This is a genomic window from Chryseobacterium carnipullorum (assembly GCF_900142785.1).
In the GTDB taxonomy this organism is placed as follows: Bacteria; Bacteroidota; Bacteroidia; order Flavobacteriales; family Weeksellaceae; genus Chryseobacterium; species Chryseobacterium carnipullorum.
Window position 1 is genome coordinate 50,825 of sequence record NZ_FRCD01000021.1, and the last position, 23,740, is coordinate 74,564.

Below are 23,740 nucleotides of genomic sequence, written 5' to 3' on the forward strand. Positions count from 1 at the left end.
TAAAGAAAAATAAATACTCAGAATGAATATCATTCATATTTAAGATACTTCACAAGACTTACTTTTGTCGCTTTATAGGCTTTAATACTCACTACTGCAAATGTTAAAACAAGGAGAACAACAAGACTTATCATGAATGGCCAGACCGGCATATCAATACGGTAAGCAAAATCTTTCAGCCATTCGTTCATGAGGTAGTAACTGATCGGAATACTGATAAGAACAGCCACTAAGGTAATCCATAGGAATTGTTTTGTCAGCCCCATAATTAAAATTCCATCGGAAGCTCCTAATGTCTTTTTAATCGCTACATCTTTCAGCTTCTGTTCGATCATGAGTGAAGACAATGCAAATAACCCTAGTAATGCCACCATGAGTACCATCGCATTCAGAATGGTGAAAAGGGTCTGCTGTCTCTTGTATTTCTCAAAGGTTTTGGCAAATTTCTGATCCACAAAGAAATAGTCGAAAGGATATCCAGGTTCTACTGATCCTGACCAGTATTTTTTAATTCTTTTTACAGTACCGTCAATATCATCAGGTTTTATTTTAAGCTGAATATTATAGACATTTAATCTTTTCCATTCTGTTTCCTTGTAATGAAAAAATATAACGGGGTCTATTGCGGCTCTCAAACTTCTGATATTGAAGTCTTTTACAATGCCTACAATATTATATTTTTTGGTGTCAAATCCCGGGCGGATTTCATTCTTAAAAACTTCGTCATCATTCCATCCGAATTTCTTTACAAAAGCTTCATTAACCAACACATTGTTGATGGTGTCAGATGAAAGATTATGATCCAGCCAACGGCCTTTTTTAAGTTTTACATTCATAAACTGAAGGTAATTGTAGTCCATAGATCCATGCTGAGCCTGAATACTTTTATCCATAAAATCCACATTTGAACTGCTGGACCTGTTGCTTCCGGGAACTATTTCACCATAAGAAACTTCAGCCACGCCCGGGATTTTGCTCATCTCTGTTCTAAGTCTTTCATACTTCAGCCATGATTTTGGATTAGATTCACTGAAGTTAATTATCAAAATCTGCTTACCGCTGTACCCAAGGTCTTTATTCATCATATATTTCACCTGTTGATTGACAATCAGTCCGCCAATAATGAAGAATGAGGAAATAATCAGCTGTAAAGTCAGAATTCCGTTTCTGAGCCAAATTCCATGTTTGCTTCTTGCGAAATTTCCTTTGAGGGTTTCTATCGCTTTGAAGTTGGACAGATACATAGCCGGAATCAATCCGGAGATTAATGTCACCAGAATAACCATCACGAAAGAATCGAAATAGATATGCCAGTCATTCATCTTCATTTCTTTATCAAAAAACTTGTTGAAACTTGGTAATAGAAGTTCCGTTAAAGCCAGTGAAAGCAAATAAGAAGCGATACAAATCACAAAGGTTTCCATCAAAAACTGAACAATCAGATTGGATCTTGTACTTCCAATGGCTTTTCTTACGCCGATCTCTTTAGCACGTTGAGAAGCCTGCGCGGTTTTCAGATTGATAAAGTTAATAGCCGATAAAACAACAATCAGGACAGAAAGTGTAAACAATATCATGATGGTTTTAAAGTCAGGGCTTCCAAACCAGGATGCTTTTGCATGAAGCTTTATTTCGTCAAGGGGAGTAAATACACTCCCGGTAGGGCCATAGAGATCCAGATATTGCTGAGGTGTCATTCCGGAGGAATCTTTGTCCAGCTTCGCTCTGTACTCAAAAATCTCTTTTAAAAATTTTTGTTGTAAATCGTCAATATTAGTTCCTTTTTTAAGCATAAAGAAGCAGCCGTAATTGAAATTACCCCAGTTCTTTTCATCATCTTTAATCTGCTGTACCGGGTTGATGATAAACTGCGGTTTAATCTGGCTGTTATCTTTCGGCAGCTCATAAACTGCCGTAACGACATAATTTTTTCCGTCAAATTTGACGCTTTCTCCGGCGGCATTGGTGGTACCAAAAAGATTTTTAGCCGCAACAGTAGACAACGCAATCACGCCCTCTCCTTTTAAAGCATTTTTATAGGTTCCAGAAACCAATTTGAAAGGAAAGAAGTTAAAAAAACTTTCCGTCCCGGTCATTCCTTCCTGCTGATAGACTGTTTTGTATTTAGTCGTCATTTTAAGTCCTATTCCGGAACCATTGAACAAAACATAATCCTCTACTCCCGGAATTACTTCTTTGGCCCGTCTTGCCATGGGAACAGAGATATTATTCCCATAAGAATTATCTGTCTTGTAGTAACTTTGGAAATAGTAAATCTGATCTTTTTTAGGATTCCATTTTTCGAATGATTCTTCATCATTCCAATGCAGCAGAATCAGCATAAAGCCGGTAAGACCTACCGTAAGTCCGAATAAATTGATTGCAGTAGACAACCAGTTTTTTTTATAATTGATGAAAGCTATTTTAAGCCAGTTATTTAGCATGATCGTATAATTTTGTAGTTGATGAAGGCATATTTCCAACCGTATTCAGGTTGAAAATACACCTGACATCAAAGAAGCTGAGCTTCCACGGTTACTAGTTTTTGACAATATAATGAGTTAAAGAATGGTCTAACTACCGGATTTCCTGAGCTTCCGCTTTTTCAAAAATATCTTTTCTCTGGGAAGCGTGTTCTTCATTAAATATTTCACCGTCTTTCATATTAACAATTCTGGAAGCAAAACCTGCATCATAAGAAGAGTGGGTTACCATGATAATGGTAGACCCTTCTCTATGAAGTTCTGCGAGAAGATTCATGACTTCATTTCCATTGGAGCTGTCAAGATTTCCGGTAGGTTCATCGGCAAGAATAAGTTGCGGTTTCGTAACCAGCGCTCTTGCTACGGCTGCTCTCTGCTGCTGTCCTCCTGAAAGCTGCTGAGGATAATGCTTTGCCCGGTGACCGATATTGATTTGCTCCATAATCTCCTCTACCCTTTTTTTTCTTTCAGAAGAGGAAACTCCGTTGTAGATTAATGGTAATTCTATATTTTCATACACACTCAGCTCATCGATCAGATTAAAATTCTGGAAAATGAAGCCTATATTTTTCTTTCGGATAGCGGATTTCTTTTTTTCTCCTGCTTTTACAGTTTCCACATCTGCAAATTTGTAAGAACCTGCAGAGGCATCATCCAGCAAGCCGAGAATATTAAGAAATGTAGATTTTCCACAGCCTGAAGGGCCCATTATGGCTACAAATTCCCCTTCTTTGATATGAAGACTGATGTTATTCAAAGCATTGGTCTGTACGTCTTCAGTTTTGTAGATTTTAGAAAGATTCTGAACATTGATCATTTTGATTCTTATTTAAAGGTGAGGGTTAATTATTTTTTGTTTTTAATCTCAAGGATTTCATATTTCTTAATATCTGAATAGTCAGATGTAATCACGGTTTCCCCGCTTTTTAATCCTGAAACTACTTCGTAAAATAAAGGATTTTCACGGCCTAAAACAATGTTTCTTTTTTCTGCTTTATTTCCTTTCACTACAAAGATCCATTTGCCGTTCGTATCTTTATAAAAGTTACCTTTTGGAACCATGACACTTTGGGTATCTGCGGAAAGTTTCATTTTAACGCCAAAAGTCATCCCTATTTTCAGGTTTTGTGGTTTTACATCTGTAAAGTTAAGTTCCACAGAAAACTGTCCGTCTTTTACTTCCGGTAAAATTTTAGTGATGATCACGCTATACTGTTTACTGTCGTTATCCAGACTTCCTTTGATTCCGTTTTGCAGTTTATTGATATAGTATTCATCTACTTTTGCCACTAATTTATAGCCGTCCATCAAATCGATTTTACCAATACTCTGTCCGGTGGTCAGGTTTTCACCTATCGAAACATTAAATGATGACAGCCTTCCCGAAGCGGGAGCCATGATCAGGAAATTATTTTTATTGGAATGCAGGATCTGAAGACTCTTCTCCATCTGACTGATTGAAGAATTCACCGCAGACATTTGCGAGCTTCTGGATTTTTTTTCATTAAAAGCTCCATTTTCTACGATTGATTTTCTTTGTTTCTGATAATTTAGATTCTGCAGGCTGATATCATAATCTGTCTTTTTTCCGATTTGAGCATCATAAAGACGTTTTTGTAGATTAAACGACTGTAAAGCCGTATTGTAATCATTCTGAGACTGTAACAGTTCTTTGTCCTGAGCGAATTCCTGATTTTTAAGTTCAAGAAGTGTACTTCTCATCTGACTGATCTGCTGCATGATTCCTGTTTCCTGATTCAGATAATTAAATTCTGTGTTGGGATTATAGACTTGCGCAATGGGCTGCCCCTTCGTCAGAATCTGTCCGTCTTCGGCAAATATTTCTTTGATGGCTCCTCCTTCCAAAACATTCACCAGAGAGGAATTAAGAGATTGGGTCTGCGCGGTAAGCATCAGCATATCTTCAAACTTTCCCCGGGTGACTTCTTCCATCTGAATGTCTTCCGCTGAAACATTATACGTTTTTTTTTGTTTGACAAAATACAGACTGAACAGTGATCCTGCCACTATTATTGTCAATCCGACTAAAACAATTTTCAATTTAGATTTCTTTTTTACTATTTTCGTATCCATAATAAGATAACTCGTTTGCTTACAATTAATTACACAATCCAGATGCCAGTAAATTATAAATCTGTAAGTCTTTGACAATCTGAAATAAAGCGTTAAGAGGGTTTGTAAAAACTGTTCATTATCGGACACTTTTTGTGCGAAAATGAACACTTAAGCCTTAATTTTGTGTGATGAGTTCTCTGTTTAATTAATTTTTTTTTAAATAATATGCGTAAAAAAGAAGCTCATATATTGATTGTAGATGATAATGAAGATATTTTATTTTCTGCAAGGGTTTGGCTGAAGAAATTTTTCACGGAGGTAAGCTGCCTGAGCCATCCCGCAAAAATTCTGAAATTCATCGTTGAACACCAGATCGATACTGTTGTTTTGGATATGAATTTCCGAAAAGGATTTGAAAATGGTCAGGACGGTCTGTACTGGATGAATGAAATAAAAACACTCGAACCGCAGCTTCCTGTCATTCTGATGACGGCTTACGGTGAAGTGGAACTGGCCATTGAGGGGTTAAAAAAAGGAGCGTCTGATTTTATCCTCAAACCATGGAATAATGAAAAACTGTATGCTTCTGTCAATCTTGCCGTGGATATTTCACGAAAAAACAAAAAGCTGAGCCAATGGGAAAATATCCATCAAAAAAGCAATCAGTATCAGCTGGACAGTCACTCACAAAAAATGCAGGAGATCCTTGATCAGATAAAAAAGGTCTCTCCTACAGATGCCAACATTCTTCTTCTGGGTGAAAACGGGACGGGAAAATACGTTCTGGCGGAGTCTATTCATGAGCAGTCCGACCGGAAAAATGAGCCTTTTGTACATATTGATCTGGGAAGTATTTCCGAGAATCTCTTTGAGGCTGAATTATTTGGTTATAAAAAGGGAGCATTTACAGATGCACATCAGGATTATGCCGGAAAAATAGAAAATACCCAGAATGGAACCGTTTTTCTGGATGAAATAGGCAATCTGCCGCTTCAGCTCCAGACTAAACTGCTGAGCCTGATCCAAAACAGAAAACTCTCCAGAATTGGGGAGACGAAAGAAAGGATGCTGGATGTTCGTTTTATTTTTGCCACTAATGAGAATCTGAAAAAAGCGGTAGCAGAAAATAGGTTTCGTCAGGATTTATACTACAGAATCAATACAGTGGAAATTAATATTCCGGCTTTGAGAGAAAGACAGGAAGATATCAATCTACTTGCGACCTATTTTTTAGACCGCTACAAACAGAAATACCATAAGCCGAATTTAGAATTATCAGAAACCCTTTTATCTCAGCTCAAAAATTATCCCTGGCCGGGAAATATCCGCGAACTGGACCACTGTATCGAAAGAAGTGTTATTTTATCCAATGATAAAAATCTTCAGCTGTTAATGCCTCAGCTGGAAGAACAGGAAAGCACGATCACCAATCTTAATATTGAAGAAATGGAAGAAATGCTGATTAAAAAAGCATTGAAAAAGCATCAGGGCAACATCTCTCTGGCTGCTGAAGATCTGGGACTTTCGAGAGCTGCTTTATACAGAAGGATGGAAAAATTCGGATTATAATTTCATGTATCTTTAGATTTCAATGAGTAAAAATAATTACCTCCGCTTCATTTACCTATCACTTGCTATTGCCAGTGGAATTTTATGCTATCATTTTTTCCTGATCGAAAAGTGGATTAATGTGCTTCTTTTTTCTACCCTGACTTTAATTTTAATCCTTTTAGTAAATTCTTCATTTTTATCTCAAATTGCAAAAACAGAGAGGATCGTTCAATCCATCATCAAAAAAGATTTTTCATTATTTCCCAAACAAGAAGGTTCTGAATTAATAAACAGCAGTGTACAATTATATTATCAGAGTAAAAACGAGCACCTTTCCCTATCTTCCTATAAACTACTATATGAGAGTATCTTAGATCAAATGGATATCGGTCTGATGATTTTATCAGAAGCAGATAAGGAGTGGAAAGTCTTTTATGTGAATCCTACCTTCCTGAATATTCTTGAAATTCCAAAATATAACTCATGGAAACTGTATGCCAGTAAAATCCCTGAATTTTACCGGATTATTGAGGAGACAAATTATGAAAGTTCACAGGACTTTCTTGATATTTCCATCCGTCAAAATGCAAAGCAATCTTTTTCCTTGAGAACGAAACAGGTGAAAAATGTTCAGCATAGTTTCTATATCATCACTTTAGAATCTGTTCAGAAAATCATTGAACAAAAAGAAAAACTGGCCTGGAACAACCTCATGAAAGTGATTTCTCATGAACTTTTAAATACATTAACTCCCGTGAACAGTCTTATCCAGAATCTTGAATACATCAGTAATCAGGATACGGTGAGTAAGGAAGATCAGGAAGAAATGAAAGAAAGTCTGATGATCATCACTTCAAAATCCAAAGAGCTCCTCAATTTTGTTGATAATTACCGTCAGGTGGCAGAACTGCCAAAACCAATTTTGAGAAATGTCTCTCTTAAAAAAATTACGGAATCTGCAGTGAATTTTTTAAAGCACGAATTTGAAAAGAATAATATTCAGCTGGTTTTGGATCTGGAAGAACATTTTGTTTCTGCAGATGTGAAAATGATTGAGCGAAGCCTTATCAACCTTTATCTCAACGCTATCTTTGCGGTCTCTGAAAAGGAACAAAAGATGATCAAAACGTCCATAAAGTCACAAAACAACCGGGTTATTCTCACATTAACAGATAATGGTTCAGGGATTACGAATGAAATTAAAAATAAAATATTTCTTCCGTTTTTTACAACAAGAGACGGAGGTTCGGGAATTGGCTTAACACTTTCGAAAAGCATTATGGAAGCCCATGGAGGTTATCTAATCTACCATTCAGAGGAAGAAGGAAGTTCTTTTGAAATGTGGTTTTTACAATAAAAATGATTCCAGAATTTTACATCCTTGTCATTTCATTTATCGTTTAAACTTTCCCGAAAATTTTCAAACCCTCTTAAAAAACAAAAAGAAGCTGCCCTTCTTGGACAACCCCTTTTTTTCTGTACTGAATAACCTATGAACCTATTTAACTTCTCTATCGTAATTTTGTGTTTTTTTAAGAGCGGCTTTCGAGAAGTCCGGCCAAGGTTATGCATACACTTATATTAATTTCATCATTTCGTTTTCAAGCAGCCATACTGTGTTACTTTACAGCTACTCTCTTTTTTCAGTTGGCCAGGGATTAAAAAAACTAAAGTATTTTCAATTCCTGTGCGGTGTTCATTTGGTTTTTATTTCTGGTACAAAGTAACAACTTTACCTGATTAATTGCCGAACAAATAGCATCGATATATATCGATAAGAGCCTAGATGTTTATCGAAAAAAAGATTGAATAAAATACGAAGAAACTCTTATAACAAAAAAGAGGTTCCCCCTTTTGGACAACCCCTTTTTTTTCTGTATTAAATAACCTACCCACCTATTTGACTTCTCTATTGTAATTTTGTGTTTTTTTAAGAGTGGCTTTCAAGAAGTCCGGCCAAGGTTACAGATACACTTATTTTAATTTCATCACTTCGTTTTTAAGCAGCTATACTGTGTTACTTTACAGCTACCTTCTTTTTTCAGTTGGGCAGGGATTAAAAAAACTAAAGTATTTTCAATTCCTGTGCGGTGTTCATTTGGTTTTTATTTCTGGTACAAAGTAACAACATTGCAGAATAAAATACGCCACATGAAGCATCGATATATATCGATAAAAGCCTAGAAGTTTATCGACACTATAATTTATCCGGCAAAGAAGGAAAAGGTTGAACTTTAGAAAACTTATATTTTATGATGGGTTTTGACCAAATCAATCAACTCAACGAGGTTTTCGATTTTCAATTTATCAAAGATATTTTTTTTAATTGTACTGACGGTATTCTGCTTAATATCCAGCTGATTGGCAATTTCAAGATTCCCCAGTCCATCGGCATACATTTCTGCAATCTGCAGTTCTCTGTTCGTCAGGCGGCTAAGAGGATTAATTAATTCAGGATTGTGAACAAACTGTACCATTAAATTACGGGAAACGGCAGAAAAATACTCGCCTTTGTGTACAATGTCTGAGATGGCCTGTCTGATCTGCTCCTCTTCACTTAATTTGCTGACATATCCGTTGGCCCCTGCTTTTATAAATTTTAGCACATGCAGATCTTCTTCAAGTCCGGTAAAGACTAAAATTTTAATATGGGGATTTGCATTTTTCATTTCCGGTAAAATATGCAGGCTATTGCCGTCCGGAAAGTGAGCATCAATGATGGCTATTTCAATTTCTTTTGATTTTACAAGTTCTACAATCTGCAGCAAAGATGAAGTATGATATACTTTGGAATTGGGAACAATTTCATCAATCAGGATCTCCATCCCCTGACGTACAATACTGTGATCATCCGCTAAAAGGAATACGATCTCCTTATTTTCAATTGGAATTCCCATTATTATTGATATTTAAATTAATACTGAATGTTACTTTTGTTCCTTTGTGTAATTTACTGGAAACCGATATTTCACCGTTGAAAAGTTCTATAATTTCTTTACACAAACTTAATCCCAGACCTGCGCCAAAATTATCAATTTCTTCGGATATCATTCCCTGATAATAAGGCTCAAAGATTTTTTCCAGATCAGAATCTGATATTCCGACCCCTGTATCCGCTACTGTTGCGGTCAGTTTAATTCTATGATCATCAATCGTTTCTGTGGCGATGGTAAGATCAATTTGTCCGTTTTCTGTAAACTTGTTGGCGTTCCCCAGAATGTTCATAAAGATCTGGTTGATTTTGATAGGATCCGAATTGACGATCAGGTTTTCAGGTATTCTGTCCGTCACCATAAATTTATTATTTCTGGTTTCGATATAAGGCTTAACGGCTTTAAAAATAGAATTTATTTCATCTTTAACATTAAAGACGGTATTGATCAATTTATTTTCGGTCTCCTGATTTCTCGTATATTCTAAAATCTGTTTAGATTGTATCAGCAAGGTGCTATTGGTAAATTTGATAGATTTCAAATAGTCTTTCGTAGTCTCATCCGTTGTCGTTCTGTTGATCTTATCGATAAAAATATTAATAATTTTCAACGGCGACATGAGTTCATGGCTCAGCATTCCCAGAATTCTGTTCTTAAAAGTAAGACTCTTTTTGATCTCTCCGTTGGCTGCATTTAATTTGAACTCATAAATAAACGCCATTCTTGTAAAATACATGATCAAAATGGATACAATGAACATTAAGACCATTAATCCCAGGACCAGATATTTTCTTAATTTATTATTGTCTGAACTTTGCTTGTTGTATTCTTTCTCCAATTCGGATTTAAATTCTCTGATGGCATTTTCATAGACATTAATCAGTCCATTACTGTAAACCAACAACTTACTAAAATTACTGTAAAATTGAGCATTATCTCTTTGGTGTTTCACAGCATCAGACTGAACCTTTCTCACTTCATCTGAGTAATGTTTATCCATAGATTTTATGGTATTATCCATTTCAGTTTTTATGTTGGACAGATCTACCGTTTTATTGTTGGTCAGGGTGATTACCGTACTTTGTTTCTGAACTTCCACTTTTCCCGAAAAAGCATCTTTCAAACGTCCCATAAAGCCTTTCTTCTTAATGGTATCGGAATAGGTACGGGTTTCTATATTCAGATTATCGAAATTATTTTTATATTTTTTAAGTTCATAAGGCTTGTCATCCACCTTTGCCGGAGGGTTCAGAGAAGACTGATAAGCAGAATCTATTAATGTTTTCAGTCTATTAACCTGCAACGTATCTTTTTCCTGTAAAGCCAGTTTACTTTTCAATCTTGGTTTTATGCTTTCGTATTCGCCTATTTTATCAAAATTGCTTTTAAGCTTTCGCATGGACTGAAAGTATAATTTGAGATCTTTATCATCCTGGCTGATTATGTATTTTTGAAGGTGATTTTGGGCATCCATGAAATCTTTTCTGGAATCATCCGTCAATCCACCCAACGCTCTGCTTTCTTCCAGTCGCTCTTTGATAAAATTCAGTTTCTTTTCATTGACAAATTCGTTATAAAAAAAGACGGCTATAATAACCTGTATCAATAGAATACAAGCGATCAATGAGTAATGAACAATCTTCCTCAATTTAAAATTTAAGAATTTACTTTTCATATCTATTTATCAGCTAAATTAATTTTCTGATTATTTAAGTCTGTTGGCCCTTAGTTTTATTTATATGATCATACAGCACTGCCAAAAGCTGAGCAATGGATCTCTATCATTTAATTACAAAGTTAAAGTAATTTTTGTCTTATTATAATAGCAAATACCTCATAAAACAGAGAGAATTTATCTTGCTTTATTTAATCATAATTCATAGAACCTGAGAATTTCTTTCAGTAAAGGGATTTTTGATAAAAGATATGAAATTTCCATCTTAGTTTTATTACATTTCGAAACACAATTTTTCCATATATCACAGGAAATGTGTCCATCAAATGTCAACATCAAGTATATTTGTATAATAGTATCATCATATGAATGCAAAAGAAATTCTGAGAACCCATATTAATAAAGTCGTCGATCTTACCGATGAGCAGTTTGATTATTTCTTTTCTTTGTTTAAACCTCAATCTTTTAAAAAAGGGGAAACCCTGATCAGGGAAGGTGATGAAGTAGATCAAGAGTATTTTGTTCTGGACGGTTGCTTAAAAACATTTTATACGAACGACAGTATGAAAATGCATATTCTCCAGTTTGCAACACGTATGTGGTGGGCTTCGGATTATAATGCCCTGTACAATGATGAAAAAGCATCTTTCAGTGTAGATTGTGTGGCAGACGCCCATACCTTGTGCCTTTACAGCGAAGACAGGGAAAAGGCTTGCAGGGAAATCCATGAAATAGAACATTTTCTGCGCTGGCGCTCCAACAGAGGGTATGTGGGATTACAAAAACGAATCCTTTCTCTTTTGAATAATAATGCACGCAGCCGGTATGAAGAATTGATGATGCAACATCCTGAATTGTATCATCTTGTTCCCAAACAGTTAATTGCAGCCTATCTGGGAGTTTCAAGAGAGACTTTAAGCCGCCTGTACCAATCCTAAAAAGTGATCTATATCACAAAAAAGCACATGCTTCCGGTAAAGTGATGTAGGTCACACCATAATCTCCTCTTTTTGCCTCAACTTCGTATTGTTATTTACAGACAGGAAAAAATAGAGGGATACGAAAATTCATATTATTTAGTTGGAACGTTTTTCTCTACATCAGTAATAGGTATCTTTTGCTTTCAATAAAGTAACTGCCAATACAAAATAGTCTATCAATTTTAAAATTAAAAATAATGAATACAGCCATTTTTAAAGTACTTATTGTACTTACGTCACACGATCAGTTAGGTGATACAGGACTTAAAACAGGTTTCTGGTCAGAAGAATTTGCAGCTCCCTACTACGCACTTACGGAAGGAGGTGCAGAAGTTACCCTGGCTTCACCACTGGGTGGCAGACCGCCTCTTGACCCCAAAAGTGAACTTCCGGAATTTCAGACAGAAGCAACCAAACGTTTTGATGCAGACGAAGCTTTGCAGGAAAAACTTTCACACACGTTGAAACTTAGTGACGTAAATGAAGAAGATTACGACGCTGTTTTTTATCCTGGAGGTCATGGACCACTTTGGGACCTTACCAATGATAAAAATTCTATTGCTCTGATCGAAGCTTTTTACAGAAAAGGTAAGCCGGTAGCAGCCGTTTGTCATGCTCCCGGAGTCCTAAGATTCGTAAAAAACGAGGACGGATCTCCATTGGTGAAAGGAAAGCAAGTAACGGGATTTGCAAATACAGAGGAAGAGGCTGTTCAATTGACCAACATCGTTCCTTATCTGGTAGAAGACGAATTGAAAAAATTGGGAGGAATATACAGCAAAACTGATGACTGGCACAGCTATGTTTTACAGGATGGACATTTGATTACCGGACAAAACCCGGGATCCTCAATCGCGGTTGCTCAAAAACTTATTGAGCTGCTGAATAGTAAAAAATAACAGGAACTCAATGATTAAGATGGATAATCTGATTATCTCATGACTTCAAAAATACAATTATTAAAAGTCTGCCTATAACATGCAGACTTTTAATATTACAGTATCAAAACCCAGCTGGCATAACGGTTTTTAGAGAACTTCTTAAGTTCTTTACGTTTTTATGTGTGCTTTACTGACGCATCTGTACAATTTCCTGTCATCAGTTTTTTCCAACCGGATATTCACTGTAAACCCTATCGATGAGATGGTCGGCATCAATGTTTCTGGAAAATATAGGATGGTGAAATTTATCTAATTTGTCTAAAATTCGAATCAGCTCCATCTTTTCAGAATAGTGAAGATCACCCGTTACGATATGAGTAGCCTGGCGTATTTTATGCATCTGATTTTCAAGTGAAAGCAATCCCTTTTCCGTGATTTTTATCACTTTGGCTCTTTTATCGGTGCTGGAGCTGCATTGCTCTACCCAACCCTGTTTGATCAGCCTGTTGATGATAAGGTTACCCACCGGTTTATCATGGATATTCTTTTTGATAAGCTCGGTTTTGGTCATCGCACCAAATGCCTTAAGATTGATGAGATAAATAAAGTCTTCCTGGGTTGTAAAACCTGAACCGGAAATAGCTGACTTTGAATACATTTTGGCATATCTGTTAAGATGAACCAATAAAGTGGAAATGACACTTTCGGGAGTTCTCCCCTCTTCTTTGCCTTCCCAGTCCGGTTCTTCCACTTTTGAAGCAACTTTAGTTTTAAATTCTTTATTCGTCCATTCTAAAAAACCATTGATGTCATTATCATAGAGCCTTGATTTATTTTGATTTTCAAAAATTTCGGATAACTCAATCAAATTTTTCACTAATAAATAATTAACCATAGGTAGATTTTCGCTGTATAAATATACTAATAATTCACTAAATCAATATAAATAATTATCGTATTAATCCATTAATAAAAACATTAATGTACTATTCTTTTTTTCACTCAATTTATAATAATTTTACTCTTAAACTCAAAGCGGTGACTCACAAGATTTTTTTTTCAATATTATTCCTATTCTATTTCATTTTTACAAAAGCTACTGAAAAAAAAATCGACAGTTTGTACACCATTAAAAACAAAGAGTATAGATTAAAAGGTGAATTCTTACATGCGATACATTATAACGAAATCTTAATTAAGGCTTCATCAAAAATTAATTACAAAAAAGGAATTTTTAACGGACACTTGCTGAACGCCGGATTATATTGTGACCTGGATCAATATGACCAAAGTTTTAAAGAACTAAAATTTTTAGAAACTTACTTGGGTTCAATAGATGATCCTTATCTTTTATCAGGCTATTACACAGAATACGGTGAAATTCTAAGATACTGCAGTCTGTATTCGAAGTCTATCTACTACCTTAATAAGGGAAACTACTTTGCCGGAAAAATCAAGAATCAGAAACTCAGGTCAAAAAAAATAAGCCTGATTAATACCTATAAGATTGATATTTTTGAAGCACGAAAAGAATATGACTCAATGATTTATTACCTCAAAATGAATCATTCCATACACAAAACCCCTCAGAACTCTGCCAGGATAGGAACATTTCATGCTGAGAAATTAAAAAAAACAGATTCAGCAGATCATTATATTCTGGAGTCGGAAAAGATGGTGGATATCGATCCTAGTCCCGATAACAAAGCATTCCTTTATCTTCAAAAAGCAAAGATTTTATTCTGTAAGAAAAACTATGATTCAAGCATTGCGTACTGCAATTATTCATTACGGTTATGGGAATCTTTAAAAAGGAAACATTTCATCAGAGAAACCTATTTATTACTTAAGCAGAATTACAGAAATACCAATGACCGATCCCAGTATCATCTTTATTCTAATAAGTATTTGATCATTAATGATTCTATCCACACTAATTTTAAAAATACAATGGATCAGGTGATTGAAACAATAGTCAATGATGAACATACAAAAATATCTAAAAACAGCTATTTCGTAATGGGTTCATTTCTTATGGTGGGCCTGTCGTTTTTCTACATTTTATACAAAAACAGGACAGAAAAAAATAAAATTGAAAGGATTAACAAAAAACTGATAGAAAATCAACATATCCTGACTCATAAAAAACTAGAGATCAACCAGTCCCTGGTTGAGATGGTAAAAACGAATAATCCTTTATATTTTAAGACATTTCAGGATCATTACCCCAAATTTACTTCAAATTTACTGAAGAAATACCCAAATCTGACCAAGTCGGATTTGTATTTAGCAACCTATATTTTTCTGGACATGAGCAGTAAAGATATTTCAAAATACATTTTCGTGGAAACAAAAACGATCTATATGAAGAAGTACCGTTTAAGGAAAAAAATATCGCTGCCATCTGAACAGGATCTTTATATTTTTATTCAAAATTTTGAGGAATAATGTCCAGAAATGAAAATGTAGTGATTTTGTAGTACACATTTACCAAGTTCTTTTTACCTAAGTCTATAAATTCGCGAAAATTTTGACACTGTATGAAAGAACCGCATTTATTATTATTCTTATCCATCACTATTTCAACAACATACATCCTATACTATCTCATTCTTTTTCTTTTTAAATCAACCCTTTCTAACAGAAAATACAAAAGAATGGCACTGAATAATAAATTAATCAATGATATTTTATTATCACACTATTTAAAAGGTCGACAAAATAGCTATACTCCCCAGGAAAAATATAAAAGTATTACCAGTACAGAAATCGTAGAATTACTCAAAAGTGAAGGTAGATTCATCTGTGAATTTAACAAATCCTATCCGGGATTTACGAAAAGAATCATTACTATCAATCCTTCCATTTCTAAATCTGAAATCATATTAGCTGCTATGATCAGGTTGGGATTCTCCAACAAAGAGATTGCCAAATACACCTATGTAGAAGAAAAAACAGTTCACACCAAAAAATACAGGCTGAAAAAGAAACTGGGAATCCAGAGTAATTTAGATATCAATCAATTTATACAGAGTATCAGCGTCTAAAAAACACAAGTACAGTAAAAACAGACACTAAATACCATCTTGTAGTCATTTTGTAGTGATTTTGTAGTAACTCAAAAACACTGTTACAGAAAAAATATACTATAAATTTGCTCACATAATACAGCAAGTGCAGCACCCTCTATCTCAACAATTTCCAGCTATTCTCTGAAATTTTCTACACGGCAGTATGAGATGACTATGATTATGAAAAATTAATACTGCTAAAATAAGATGAGGAAAATTGGTTATAAAAAATACTCATGGATTTTAAAAACATACATATTGGCGATTTGATAAAAAATCGGATGGAATCATTACAAATAAAAGTTTCTGATCTCTCTGCTGATATGGGTTGCACAGATAAGGATATGAACAGCCTGTTGCAAGCCGAAACAGTAGACTCCGATCTTTTGCTTCAATTCTGTAAAATACTGGAATATGATTTTTTCAGAATTTATACGCAGCATTTAATATTATATGCACCCTCCACACCACCCAGTAAAGTGGTTAATAAGACTCAGCTCAACATCCGGAAGAATATTTATACTCCGGAGATTATCGAATTCATATTAGAATTAGTACGTACTGAAAAAAAGACTAAAGAGGAGATCATTACTGAATACAGGATCCCTAAATCAACATTACACAGATGGATAAAGAAATACGAAAAATAACGGTCCCGGATTATAAAAGAATTTTCAATGATATCCTTCTCTACAAGCATCCTGAAAAGAAAAACGAATGCGTCCTTTTACTGCAAAAGGAAAACCTCTCCACACTGGATGTGATCCGACTCAACAGTATTATTTTCAAAAACCACAGTGAAAAGGACAAAATCCCCAATCAGAAACACCGTTCTTATGACCAATCTACGATACTCCAGATTTTAGACTATCAGAAGACTAACCGTTTAAATAACATTCAAACCGCTCTTTATTTTAAGCTCAGCAGAAACACTATTACCAAATGGAAAAAGCATTTTTTGGTATGAAAAAGGACTCCTCTTTGTGTTCTGTCCTCTGGCGCTAAGGAACAAAAGATAAAAAAACAGACTGCATGAAAACAAAACAATATCAATAATCCTTTTGATCACATTACACAATTTCCTTTGGCAATGCAGGAATTAAGACAGCCAAGGAGCAGCAAAAAATAATGGAATAACAGCCTGCCCAGATCAGATTTCTTCCAACCGATATAAACAACTTAAAAACATTCATAGGATAAAGCCCAGTAAGAAATAGAATTAGAGCAAAATAATATCAATAACACTGGTGCAGATTGGCATCATGTCCAATCTGATGATCGACAACATTCTGGATACTTTACCTCCTCCTCTTTCCACCCCTATCACCTCTTTTAGTTAGGTTTTATAAATAACAAATGATGACTTCAGGAAAGAGGAGGTTTATAAAATTTTATCGCTACCCAAAATGATAGTTCAGATATTGAGGAATGAGCATGCCTATATTCCTGATTTCATTCCTGCAGGCCCTCAGAAAAATCAATAAATGACAGGATCTTGTAAACAGGAAAAACGCCATTTCAAAAACAGCCAGCCCTCTGCCATCGAATTTTAGGACAAAAAAAACACTCCCTTTCAGTGACTTAACAACGACAATAAAAAAGAGAATTCAGATTGAATATTTGTTTGTAAATTGTGCGCAAAACGAACACCCCTGAATAATGAGTATCCCAACACTACCGGAAACACCTCTGCATGCGCAAAATTCATCTGCTGAAAAAAGACCTCCTTTTATTAATTGTCATACCCACACCTTTACCGGGGAACATATTCCGCCATTTCTTGGTAAAAAGCTTTTGCCGCTGGGACTTGGATTTGTACTGACTATAAAACTGATTGTAGGGTATTTCAGATGGTACTATAAAATTCCGGCCAAATGGAGGTATCAGCGTCCCTATAAAAAATGGCAATCCCTTCGTTTCCGCATCACCTGGTTTCTTCAGAAAGTTCCTTATATTACCTTTCCTATTGGAGTGATTTTAACTTTAGACACTCTTCTTATTCTTTTTTTTGGAACTCTTTCCGATAAGTTTAATGACCATGCCTGGTTTGGATATGTGGAAGAGTTAAATACTTTTATGCAGCGTATTTTTCTTTTGCCTTCGCCTGAACAGGTCATATTAAGGTGTTTGATTGTGCTGCTGCTCTTTGTACTCAGTAAATCGGGACGAAATCTGGTGATCTTTATAGCCAGAAGTCTGTTTCAGTTTCTGCGGTTTTTACCGGGATCGGAAACCTCAGCCTATCTGAAGCGTTATATCAGTATCGGCAGGTTTGCGTTTCATAAAAAACAAATGACCATCTTCCGTATGCTGGAAAAGCAATATCCTTCTGATGGCCGTTTCGTGGTTCTTCCTATGGATATGGATTATATGGAAGCCGGTACACCTCCATCAAACTATATGAATCAGCTTAATGAACTCAAGGCTCTTAAGCGAATCAAATCTAAAACCTGTATTCCCTTTGTCTTTGCTGATCCGCGCAGGATCAATGATGACCGCACCTATTTTGATGAGATGAAAAACTGTATCATCAAAGAGGATTTCAGAGGAATTAAAACCTACCCTGCCCTTGGCTATTATCCTTTTGACAAAGATCTGCTTCCCCTGATGTTATGGGCGTGTGAAAACCAAATCCCTGTACTGAATCACTGTATTAAAGGCACCATCTATTATCGCGGAAATAAAAAGAAAGAATGGAACAGCCATCCTGTATTTTTACAGTCTACGGGAGAAAAAGCAAAGCGGGAACCTTTAAGACTCTATGAACTTAACAATAGTGATTTCTCTACTAATTTTACCCATCCGCTGAATTACCTGTGCCTGCTGGACGAATATTATCTGAAACTGTTGCTTGAGCATTATAATGACGAGGCATTGAATTCACTATTCGGATATACGAACCGGGATGAGCCCCTTAAGAAGAATCTCAGCGAACTGAAAATTTGTTTCGGACATTTCGGTGGTGAGGATGAATGGGCTAAATATATGGAACGTGACCGTTATCTTTCTGAAAACGGCTTTACAACTCCGCAGGGTAAAGGAATCAATTTCATTCCTACGGCTTTGGAAAATTCGTGGCGTCATAACACCTGGTTTGCCATTATCTACAGTATGATGCTACAATATCCTAATGTTTATGCAGACATCAGCTATATCCTTCATGATGACCGAATATTTCCGATGCTAAAATCACTTCTGAAAAAAGACAGCGGCATCAGTGACAGAATTCTTTATGGCAGCGATTTTTATGTAGTCCGCAGTCAGAAGAGTGATAAACAGATGTGGGCAGATACTGCCGGGAGACTGACCGATCATGAGCTGGAACTGATTACGAGAACTAATCCAAGGAGTTTTCTTTATAATAAAATCCATGCCTATGTTGACTAGTCTTTAATGATCTTCCCTACGAAAAGTCCGCACTGGTAATGCTCGTTGAAGCTATAGGTCATTTCATATCGCTGTCATTAGTATTTTCTATTTTCCTGAGCGGGTCCTGATGTGATATTTCGCTAACTTGTATGCTTAAATAAAGTAAATCAGGTTAACTGATAACAGCAGCAGCATCTTATGAAGAATAAAGATTTTAATATTCAAAAAGGATTTACGTTCAGTAAACACATTCCGGAAGATATTTCTCATTTTGACCGGGTCTTTGATGTTTTCAAAGATTTGCTTACCCATACTTCCGGTGATATTGAGGAAGCCTTTGAATGGCTTGATATGCTCGATAAAGAATATGATATTTTCAGCGATGAATATTCGCTTCAGGATTTTGAGGAAGACCTGAAAAAAAGAGGATATATCAAGGAAGAAGACGATCCTAAAGAAGGTAATTCAGGAGCGGGGAAAGGCAAAAATGTATTAACGGCTAAACTGGAGGCAGCTTTACGTGAATATGCATTGGATCAGATTTTTGGAAAACTGAAAAAAAGCGGCATGGGAAATCATCGAACCACAAAAACGGGCGTTGGTGATGAGCGTGATGGTGAAAACCGTTCTTTTCAGTATGGAGATGATCTGTCCACCGTAAATATGACAGAAAGCCTGAAGAATGCACAGATCAATAATGGAATTTCTGATTTGCGACTAACGGAGGATGACCTTATTGTAGAGGAAACCAAACATAAAGCCCAAATGAGCACCGTCCTGATGATTGACATCAGCCACTCTATGGTTTTATATGGCGAAGACCGGATCACTCCCGCCAAAAAAGTAGCCATGGCGCTGGTAGAATTAATTAACAGGAAATATCCTAAAGATTCTATCGATATTATTGTCTTTGGAAATGAAGCCTGGCCGATAAAAATTAAAGATCTCCCCTATTTAAAAGTCGGGCCTTATCATACCAATACGGTTGCCGGATTAGAACTGGCAATGGATATTCTCCGCAGAAAAAGAAATACCAACAAACAGATCTTTATGATTACGGATGGAAAACCAAGCTGTATTCAACTTCCTACCGGAGAATTTTACATGAACAGTAATGGCCTGGATGAAATGATCGTTTCGCAGTGTCTCAACAGAGCAGCACAAGCCCGAAAACTTAAAATCCCCATCACAACCTTTATGATCGCCCAGGATCCTTATCTGCGTAAATTTGTGGAAGCTTTTACGGCTCAGAATAAAGGAAAAGCCTTTTTAACAGGACTTTCCGGCTTAGGGCAAATGATTTTTGAAGATTACGAGAAAAACAGAATAAAGAGGATATAGATTTCAGATGTCAGATAAAAGACGTCAGATAATAGATAATAGATAACAGACTTTAAATTTGAGATTTATCAATAGTCCATCAGATAATTATTAGTACTTAAAAAGAAAATGAAAAACGATATTACATTTAAAGAATTAAAGAAATCCGGCTATACCGACAAAACCATTAACCAGGAAATCCAGGCGAACCTGATTGCCCGGATTAAGGCTAAAGAGCCTGTATTTGAAGGGCTTTGGGGATATGAAGACACGGTCATCCCTCAATTAAAAAAAGCGATTCTTGCCGGTCATCATATCAACCTTTTAGGATTACGCGGTCAGGCCAAAACCAGAATTGCGAGAAGTATGGTGAACCTTCTAGATGAATACATGCCGATTGTAAAAGGATCTGAAATTAATGACAGTCCCTTTCAGCCTATTTCAAAATATGCGAGAGATCTTATTGAGGAAATTGGTGATGAAACTCCGATTTCGTGGGTACACCGCTCGAACCGTTTCTTTGAAAAACTGGCTACACCGGATGTGAATGTTGCGGATTTAATTGGCGATATAGACCCGATCAAAGCAGCGACATTAAAACTTCCTTATTCTGACGAGCGTGTTTTACATTACGGGATGATTCCGCGTGCCAACCGTTCTATCTTTGTCCTGAATGAACTTCCGGATTTACAGGCCCGAATTCAGGTTTCCCTATTCAATATTCTGCAGGAAGGTGATATTCAGATTCGCGGATTTCAGTTGAGAATGCCTCTTGACATTCAGTTTGTGTTCACAGCCAATCCGGAAGATTATACCAACAGAGGAAGTATTGTGACCCCGCTGAAAGACAGAATCGGATCACAAATTTTTACCCACTATCCACCAACCATTGCTCTGGCAAGACAGATTACAGAACAGGAAGCGATGATCTCATCTGAAGATCTGTCACAGATACAAATTCCCGGTTTGGCAAAGGATCTTTTAGAAGAAGTGGCTTTTGCTGCCCGTGACAGTGAATATGTAGATGCCAAAAGTGGCGTAAGTGCACGTCTTACCATCAGCGCTATGGAAAATCTTGTTGCAGCGGCAAAACTCCGTTTGATAGAGTCAGATGCTGAAAAAACAACGGTTCGTCTGCTGGATTTTATGTCGATTATCCCATCAATTACAGGAAAAATTGAATTGGTGTATGAAGGTGAGCAGGAAGGCGCAGATTATGTCGCGAAAATATTAATTGACCAGGCAGTTATGATCCAGTTTGAAAGTATATTCCCAAGGATATCCAAACTGGAAAAAGAAGGGATAAAAACACCGTACACCGACTTGATCAAATGGTTTAATAAAAACCATCTGGAACTGAACTATTCTGATACAGATGAAGAATTCTATGCTAAACTCAACAGCATTACCCCATTGGTAACCGTGGTTGAGGAAAATGCTTCAGAATTAAGCGTGGAAGATCAGAACTTCTGTAAAGAACTGGTTTTATGGGCGCTGACCATCAGTAAAAAACTAGATAAATCTGAAAACCAATCTGCTTTTACTTTTGATTCTGCAGATATTGGTCAGTTTTTACGGAACTAACCTATATTCTCAGATACTCATTACTAAACAATAAAAGAGGGCTATTTTTCAGCCCTCTTTCTTATATAAATACCAGACGAAATGGTATTTTTAAATCAATATTGAATCTTTACGTAATTTTATACAAAAAATAAACAGTTGATATGGCCTTTGACAAAGAAAATCACCTGACCGAAATGAAATTTATGGTGGATAAAGTGACTGTAAAACAGACTGTATGATACCATATGGAAAATCGATAATTAAAATACATAATTGGTCATCTCATTCAATATTACACAAAAAAACAAATCAATTGATTATGGTTTTGAGTGTCGTTTATACTTTTTCAATCAATAATTCTACCGGTCTCCTATTGAATAATTAATCAGCCAAAATACTTTCCTGAAACGCATTATCAACTTTTATGATGACATAAGCCCAATCATTAAAAATAAATTTATTAAGAATTATTTCCTTTAGTTGAGAAAAATTTATTAATTTCGAACAGAACCAAACCTATTCATATGAAAAATTTAAAGAAAGTCGAAAGACAGGAAATGAAAGCAATAAAAGGAGGCATCAACTGTCCGGGTGGCCAGCTGTGCCTGATCAGCGGAAAATGGCAATGCATGCCATACGACGGATGTGGTGGCGGAAACCAGCCTTAAATTTAATTTTAACCTAATTACTTTATTATGAAAAATTATAAGAAAATTTCAAGAGATCAGTTGAAGAGTATTAATGGTGGAGCGTTGAGTTGCTCCGAAGCATGCTGCCCACCACCGGGAATAAAAAGATGTCCGTGGGTGATTTGCATTGTCGCATGTGAGGTATTAAGCTAAAAAATACCAATCCATTCTATTTGAAAATAAAAGAACCTTAGACAATTTATTCTAAGGTTTTTGTTTATCATAATATGACTATTTTACTATATTTTCCTTCAGTTTGTTAATAATTAGCCTGGCCGGATTTATGATATCTTTTTCAAGTTGTTGATATTTTTCAAACTTGTAGGTGCCTAAACTTTTGCCATCAGAATCTAATGGATTCCCATTTTTCCCCAATTTGTCTACTACACCCAATAGCTTTCCTTCATAATACACGTTCCCCCAACTGGCTTCCATCTCACCATCCATCCCGTATTGGGTTCTATGGTCATAGACAAATGCGGAATCAATTTTATGAATAGCTAACCTATGCATATCCTGAATATATTTATCCGCATCATTGATTTCAACTTCGATCAGCTGCTGATATTTAGAGTTGAATTTCTTTTTTTCTTCAAATATGGCAATCTGTATAACCTTTTGAATGCAAAAAATACCAATGGCGGGCATCTGTAAAGACATTGCTTTTTGATTGATTTCAAATGAATCTTCTTCCATATCATCCAGTAAATTTTGTTCTTCAACAAGAAGATATGCCCTATACTGAGTTTCCAATGATCTGGAACGGTTAATAAGTTCCTGCATATTGTCTTTGAAGAATGCAGTATCTACGATCTCCCGCATTTTTACTGAAAGTCTTTCAACAATCTGGTCTGCAAATTTCTGAAACATATCCCCCATATTCTCTTTTTTGGCAAAAAGACCATCTAACAGAATTCCCATCGCGAAACTAGCACCACCGGAGATCAGCCCGTTGGCTATTTGCTGTCCGACATTTTCCCAGGTAAATGCCCCTGTAAAACCTTTGATCAATTGATTATCTGACATGATATAAATTTTTATGGTTAATAATTATTATCTATTTGATTATAAGAAGATTGGAGTTGAAATTCCGATCTATATCCAAACATCGACTTTGCTCTAATATAATTTATACAACAAACTGTC

Annotated in this window: 20 protein-coding genes; 13 read left to right on the top strand and 7 right to left on the bottom strand. The window is 35.9% G+C overall.

The window, feature by feature from the left end:
- Positions 1 to 29: 29 nt before the first annotated feature.
- The 3 genes from BUC06_RS20240 to BUC06_RS20250 form a co-directional block, all read right to left on the bottom strand.
- The gene (locus BUC06_RS20240; protein WP_073335921.1) at positions 30 to 2,444 is read right to left on the bottom strand and encodes an ABC transporter permease; all 2,415 of its coding nucleotides are present in this window, start codon (positions 2,442 to 2,444) and stop codon (positions 30 to 32) included.
- Positions 2,445 to 2,577: 133 nt separating this feature from the next.
- On the bottom strand, positions 2,578 to 3,300 hold the full coding sequence (locus BUC06_RS20245) for an ABC transporter ATP-binding protein (RefSeq protein WP_073335923.1): 723 nt from the start codon (positions 3,298 to 3,300) through the stop codon (positions 2,578 to 2,580).
- Positions 3,301 to 3,329: 29 nt separating this feature from the next.
- Positions 3,330 to 4,577 (bottom strand): efflux RND transporter periplasmic adaptor subunit, encoded by a 1,248-nt coding sequence (locus BUC06_RS20250; RefSeq protein ID WP_073335925.1) that lies wholly within the window; start codon positions 4,575 to 4,577, stop codon positions 3,330 to 3,332.
- A gap of 207 nt (positions 4,578 to 4,784) precedes the next feature.
- Between BUC06_RS20250 and BUC06_RS20255 the strand changes: the two genes are divergently transcribed.
- Both BUC06_RS20255 and BUC06_RS20260 read left to right on the top strand, forming a co-directional pair.
- Positions 4,785 to 6,128: a sigma-54-dependent transcriptional regulator gene (locus BUC06_RS20255; RefSeq protein WP_073335927.1), complete on the top strand. Its 1,344-nt coding sequence runs from the start codon at positions 4,785 to 4,787 to the stop codon at positions 6,126 to 6,128.
- 22 nt (positions 6,129 to 6,150) lie between these two features.
- On the top strand, positions 6,151 to 7,467 hold the full coding sequence (locus tag BUC06_RS20260) for a sensor histidine kinase (RefSeq protein WP_073335929.1): 1,317 nt from the start codon (positions 6,151 to 6,153) through the stop codon (positions 7,465 to 7,467).
- Positions 7,468 to 8,353: 886 nt separating this feature from the next.
- On the opposite strand, the gene BUC06_RS20265 is transcribed toward BUC06_RS20260, so the two are convergent.
- Positions 8,354 to 9,007 carry a response regulator transcription factor gene (locus BUC06_RS20265; protein ID WP_073335930.1) on the bottom strand — a complete coding sequence of 218 codons (654 nt, stop codon included), beginning with the start codon at positions 9,005 to 9,007 and terminating at the stop codon, positions 8,354 to 8,356.
- Complete coding sequence (locus tag BUC06_RS20270) at positions 8,991 to 10,718, bottom strand: sensor histidine kinase (protein WP_073335932.1); 1,728 nt, start codon at positions 10,716 to 10,718, stop codon at positions 8,991 to 8,993. The genes BUC06_RS20265 and BUC06_RS20270 overlap by 17 nt, the downstream gene beginning before the upstream one ends.
- Positions 10,719 to 11,083: 365 nt before the next feature.
- Here BUC06_RS20270 and BUC06_RS20275 point away from each other — a divergent pair, with 365 nt between their 5' ends.
- Positions 11,084 to 11,656: a Crp/Fnr family transcriptional regulator gene (locus BUC06_RS20275; RefSeq protein WP_073335934.1), complete on the top strand. Its 573-nt coding sequence runs from the start codon at positions 11,084 to 11,086 to the stop codon at positions 11,654 to 11,656.
- 239 nt (positions 11,657 to 11,895) lie between these two features.
- Positions 11,896 to 12,597: a type 1 glutamine amidotransferase domain-containing protein gene (locus tag BUC06_RS20280; protein ID WP_073335936.1), complete on the top strand. Its 702-nt coding sequence runs from the start codon at positions 11,896 to 11,898 to the stop codon at positions 12,595 to 12,597.
- Positions 12,598 to 12,796: 199 nt separating this feature from the next.
- Here BUC06_RS20280 and BUC06_RS20285 read toward each other — a convergent pair whose 3' ends face one another.
- On the bottom strand, positions 12,797 to 13,456 hold the full coding sequence (locus BUC06_RS20285; protein WP_228423854.1) for a MarR family winged helix-turn-helix transcriptional regulator: 660 nt from the start codon (positions 13,454 to 13,456) through the stop codon (positions 12,797 to 12,799).
- Between the two features lie 242 nt (positions 13,457 to 13,698).
- On the opposite strand from BUC06_RS20285, the gene BUC06_RS20290 reads away from it, so the two are divergent.
- The 9 genes from BUC06_RS20290 to BUC06_RS24515 all read left to right on the top strand — a co-directional run bounded on the left by BUC06_RS20290 (position 13,699) and on the right by BUC06_RS24515 (position 22,747).
- On the top strand, positions 13,699 to 15,027 hold the full coding sequence (locus BUC06_RS20290) for a helix-turn-helix transcriptional regulator (protein ID WP_139263407.1): 1,329 nt from the start codon (positions 13,699 to 13,701) through the stop codon (positions 15,025 to 15,027).
- A 92-nt stretch (positions 15,028 to 15,119) separates the two neighbouring features.
- Positions 15,120 to 15,626, top strand: a complete 507-nt coding sequence (locus BUC06_RS20295; RefSeq protein ID WP_073335942.1) for a helix-turn-helix transcriptional regulator — start codon at positions 15,120 to 15,122, stop codon at positions 15,624 to 15,626.
- A 305-nt stretch (positions 15,627 to 15,931) separates the two neighbouring features.
- Positions 15,932 to 16,300 (top strand): hypothetical protein, encoded by a 369-nt coding sequence (locus BUC06_RS20300; RefSeq protein ID WP_228423856.1) that lies wholly within the window; start codon positions 15,932 to 15,934, stop codon positions 16,298 to 16,300.
- Positions 16,276 to 16,617: a transposase gene (locus BUC06_RS20305; RefSeq protein WP_073335954.1), complete on the top strand. Its 342-nt coding sequence runs from the start codon at positions 16,276 to 16,278 to the stop codon at positions 16,615 to 16,617. Before BUC06_RS20300 ends, BUC06_RS20305 begins: the two co-directional genes overlap by 25 nt.
- 692 nt (positions 16,618 to 17,309) lie before the next feature.
- The gene (locus BUC06_RS20310; RefSeq protein WP_073335956.1) at positions 17,310 to 19,037 is read left to right on the top strand and encodes an amidohydrolase family protein; all 1,728 of its coding nucleotides are present in this window, start codon (positions 17,310 to 17,312) and stop codon (positions 19,035 to 19,037) included.
- A 180-nt stretch (positions 19,038 to 19,217) separates the two neighbouring features.
- A complete protein-coding gene (locus BUC06_RS20315) occupies positions 19,218 to 20,360 on the top strand; it encodes a vWA domain-containing protein (protein WP_073335958.1) in 1,143 nt (380 codons plus the stop codon).
- Positions 20,361 to 20,468: 108 nt separating this feature from the next.
- A complete protein-coding gene (locus BUC06_RS20320) occupies positions 20,469 to 21,923 on the top strand; it encodes a sigma 54-interacting transcriptional regulator (RefSeq protein WP_073335960.1) in 1,455 nt (484 codons plus the stop codon).
- A gap of 506 nt (positions 21,924 to 22,429) precedes the next feature.
- Positions 22,430 to 22,573 carry a bacteriocin-like protein gene (locus tag BUC06_RS23925; protein WP_164466250.1) on the top strand — a complete coding sequence of 48 codons (144 nt, stop codon included), beginning with the start codon at positions 22,430 to 22,432 and terminating at the stop codon, positions 22,571 to 22,573.
- 27 nt (positions 22,574 to 22,600) lie between these two features.
- Positions 22,601 to 22,747, top strand: coding sequence for a bacteriocin-like protein (locus BUC06_RS24515; RefSeq protein ID WP_407919893.1), 147 nt, complete (start codon positions 22,601 to 22,603; stop codon positions 22,745 to 22,747).
- Positions 22,748 to 22,825: 78 nt separating this feature from the next.
- Here the strand turns inward: BUC06_RS24515 and BUC06_RS20325 are convergent, their stop codons facing one another.
- Complete coding sequence (locus BUC06_RS20325) at positions 22,826 to 23,620, bottom strand: hypothetical protein (protein WP_073335962.1); 795 nt, start codon at positions 23,618 to 23,620, stop codon at positions 22,826 to 22,828.
- Between the last annotated feature and the right edge of the window lie 120 nt (positions 23,621 to 23,740).

Bases quoted from the DNA above. Each gene is read 5' to 3' on its own strand.
- BUC06_RS20250 (WP_073335925.1), bottom strand. From the start codon at position 4,577: ATGGATACGAAAATAGTAAAAAAGAAATCTAAATTGAAAATTGTTTTA.
- BUC06_RS20280 (WP_073335936.1), top strand. From the start codon at position 11,896: ATGAATACAGCCATTTTTAAAGTACTTATTGTACTTACGTCACACGAT.
- BUC06_RS20310 (WP_073335956.1), top strand. From the start codon at position 17,310: ATGAGTATCCCAACACTACCGGAAACACCTCTGCATGCGCAAAATTCA.
- BUC06_RS20325 (WP_073335962.1), bottom strand. From the start codon at position 23,620: ATGTCAGATAATCAATTGATCAAAGGTTTTACAGGGGCATTTACCTGG.
- BUC06_RS20315 (WP_073335958.1), top strand. From the start codon at position 19,218: ATGAAGAATAAAGATTTTAATATTCAAAAAGGATTTACGTTCAGTAAA.
- BUC06_RS20305 (WP_073335954.1), top strand. From the start codon at position 16,276: ATGGATAAAGAAATACGAAAAATAACGGTCCCGGATTATAAAAGAATT.
- BUC06_RS20270 (WP_073335932.1), bottom strand. From the start codon at position 10,718: ATGAAAAGTAAATTCTTAAATTTTAAATTGAGGAAGATTGTTCATTAC.
- BUC06_RS20240 (WP_073335921.1), bottom strand. From the start codon at position 2,444: ATGCTAAATAACTGGCTTAAAATAGCTTTCATCAATTATAAAAAAAAC.
- BUC06_RS20300 (WP_228423856.1), top strand. From the start codon at position 15,932: ATGGAATCATTACAAATAAAAGTTTCTGATCTCTCTGCTGATATGGGT.
- BUC06_RS20275 (WP_073335934.1), top strand. From the start codon at position 11,084: ATGAATGCAAAAGAAATTCTGAGAACCCATATTAATAAAGTCGTCGAT.
- BUC06_RS24515 (WP_407919893.1), top strand. From the start codon at position 22,601: ATGAAAAATTATAAGAAAATTTCAAGAGATCAGTTGAAGAGTATTAAT.
- BUC06_RS20255 (WP_073335927.1), top strand. From the start codon at position 4,785: ATGCGTAAAAAAGAAGCTCATATATTGATTGTAGATGATAATGAAGAT.
- BUC06_RS20265 (WP_073335930.1), bottom strand. From the start codon at position 9,007: ATGGGAATTCCAATTGAAAATAAGGAGATCGTATTCCTTTTAGCGGAT.
- BUC06_RS20260 (WP_073335929.1), top strand. From the start codon at position 6,151: ATGAGTAAAAATAATTACCTCCGCTTCATTTACCTATCACTTGCTATT.
- BUC06_RS20320 (WP_073335960.1), top strand. From the start codon at position 20,469: ATGAAAAACGATATTACATTTAAAGAATTAAAGAAATCCGGCTATACC.
- BUC06_RS23925 (WP_164466250.1), top strand. From the start codon at position 22,430: ATGAAAAATTTAAAGAAAGTCGAAAGACAGGAAATGAAAGCAATAAAA.
- BUC06_RS20245 (WP_073335923.1), bottom strand. From the start codon at position 3,300: ATGATCAATGTTCAGAATCTTTCTAAAATCTACAAAACTGAAGACGTA.
- BUC06_RS20295 (WP_073335942.1), top strand. From the start codon at position 15,120: ATGAAAGAACCGCATTTATTATTATTCTTATCCATCACTATTTCAACA.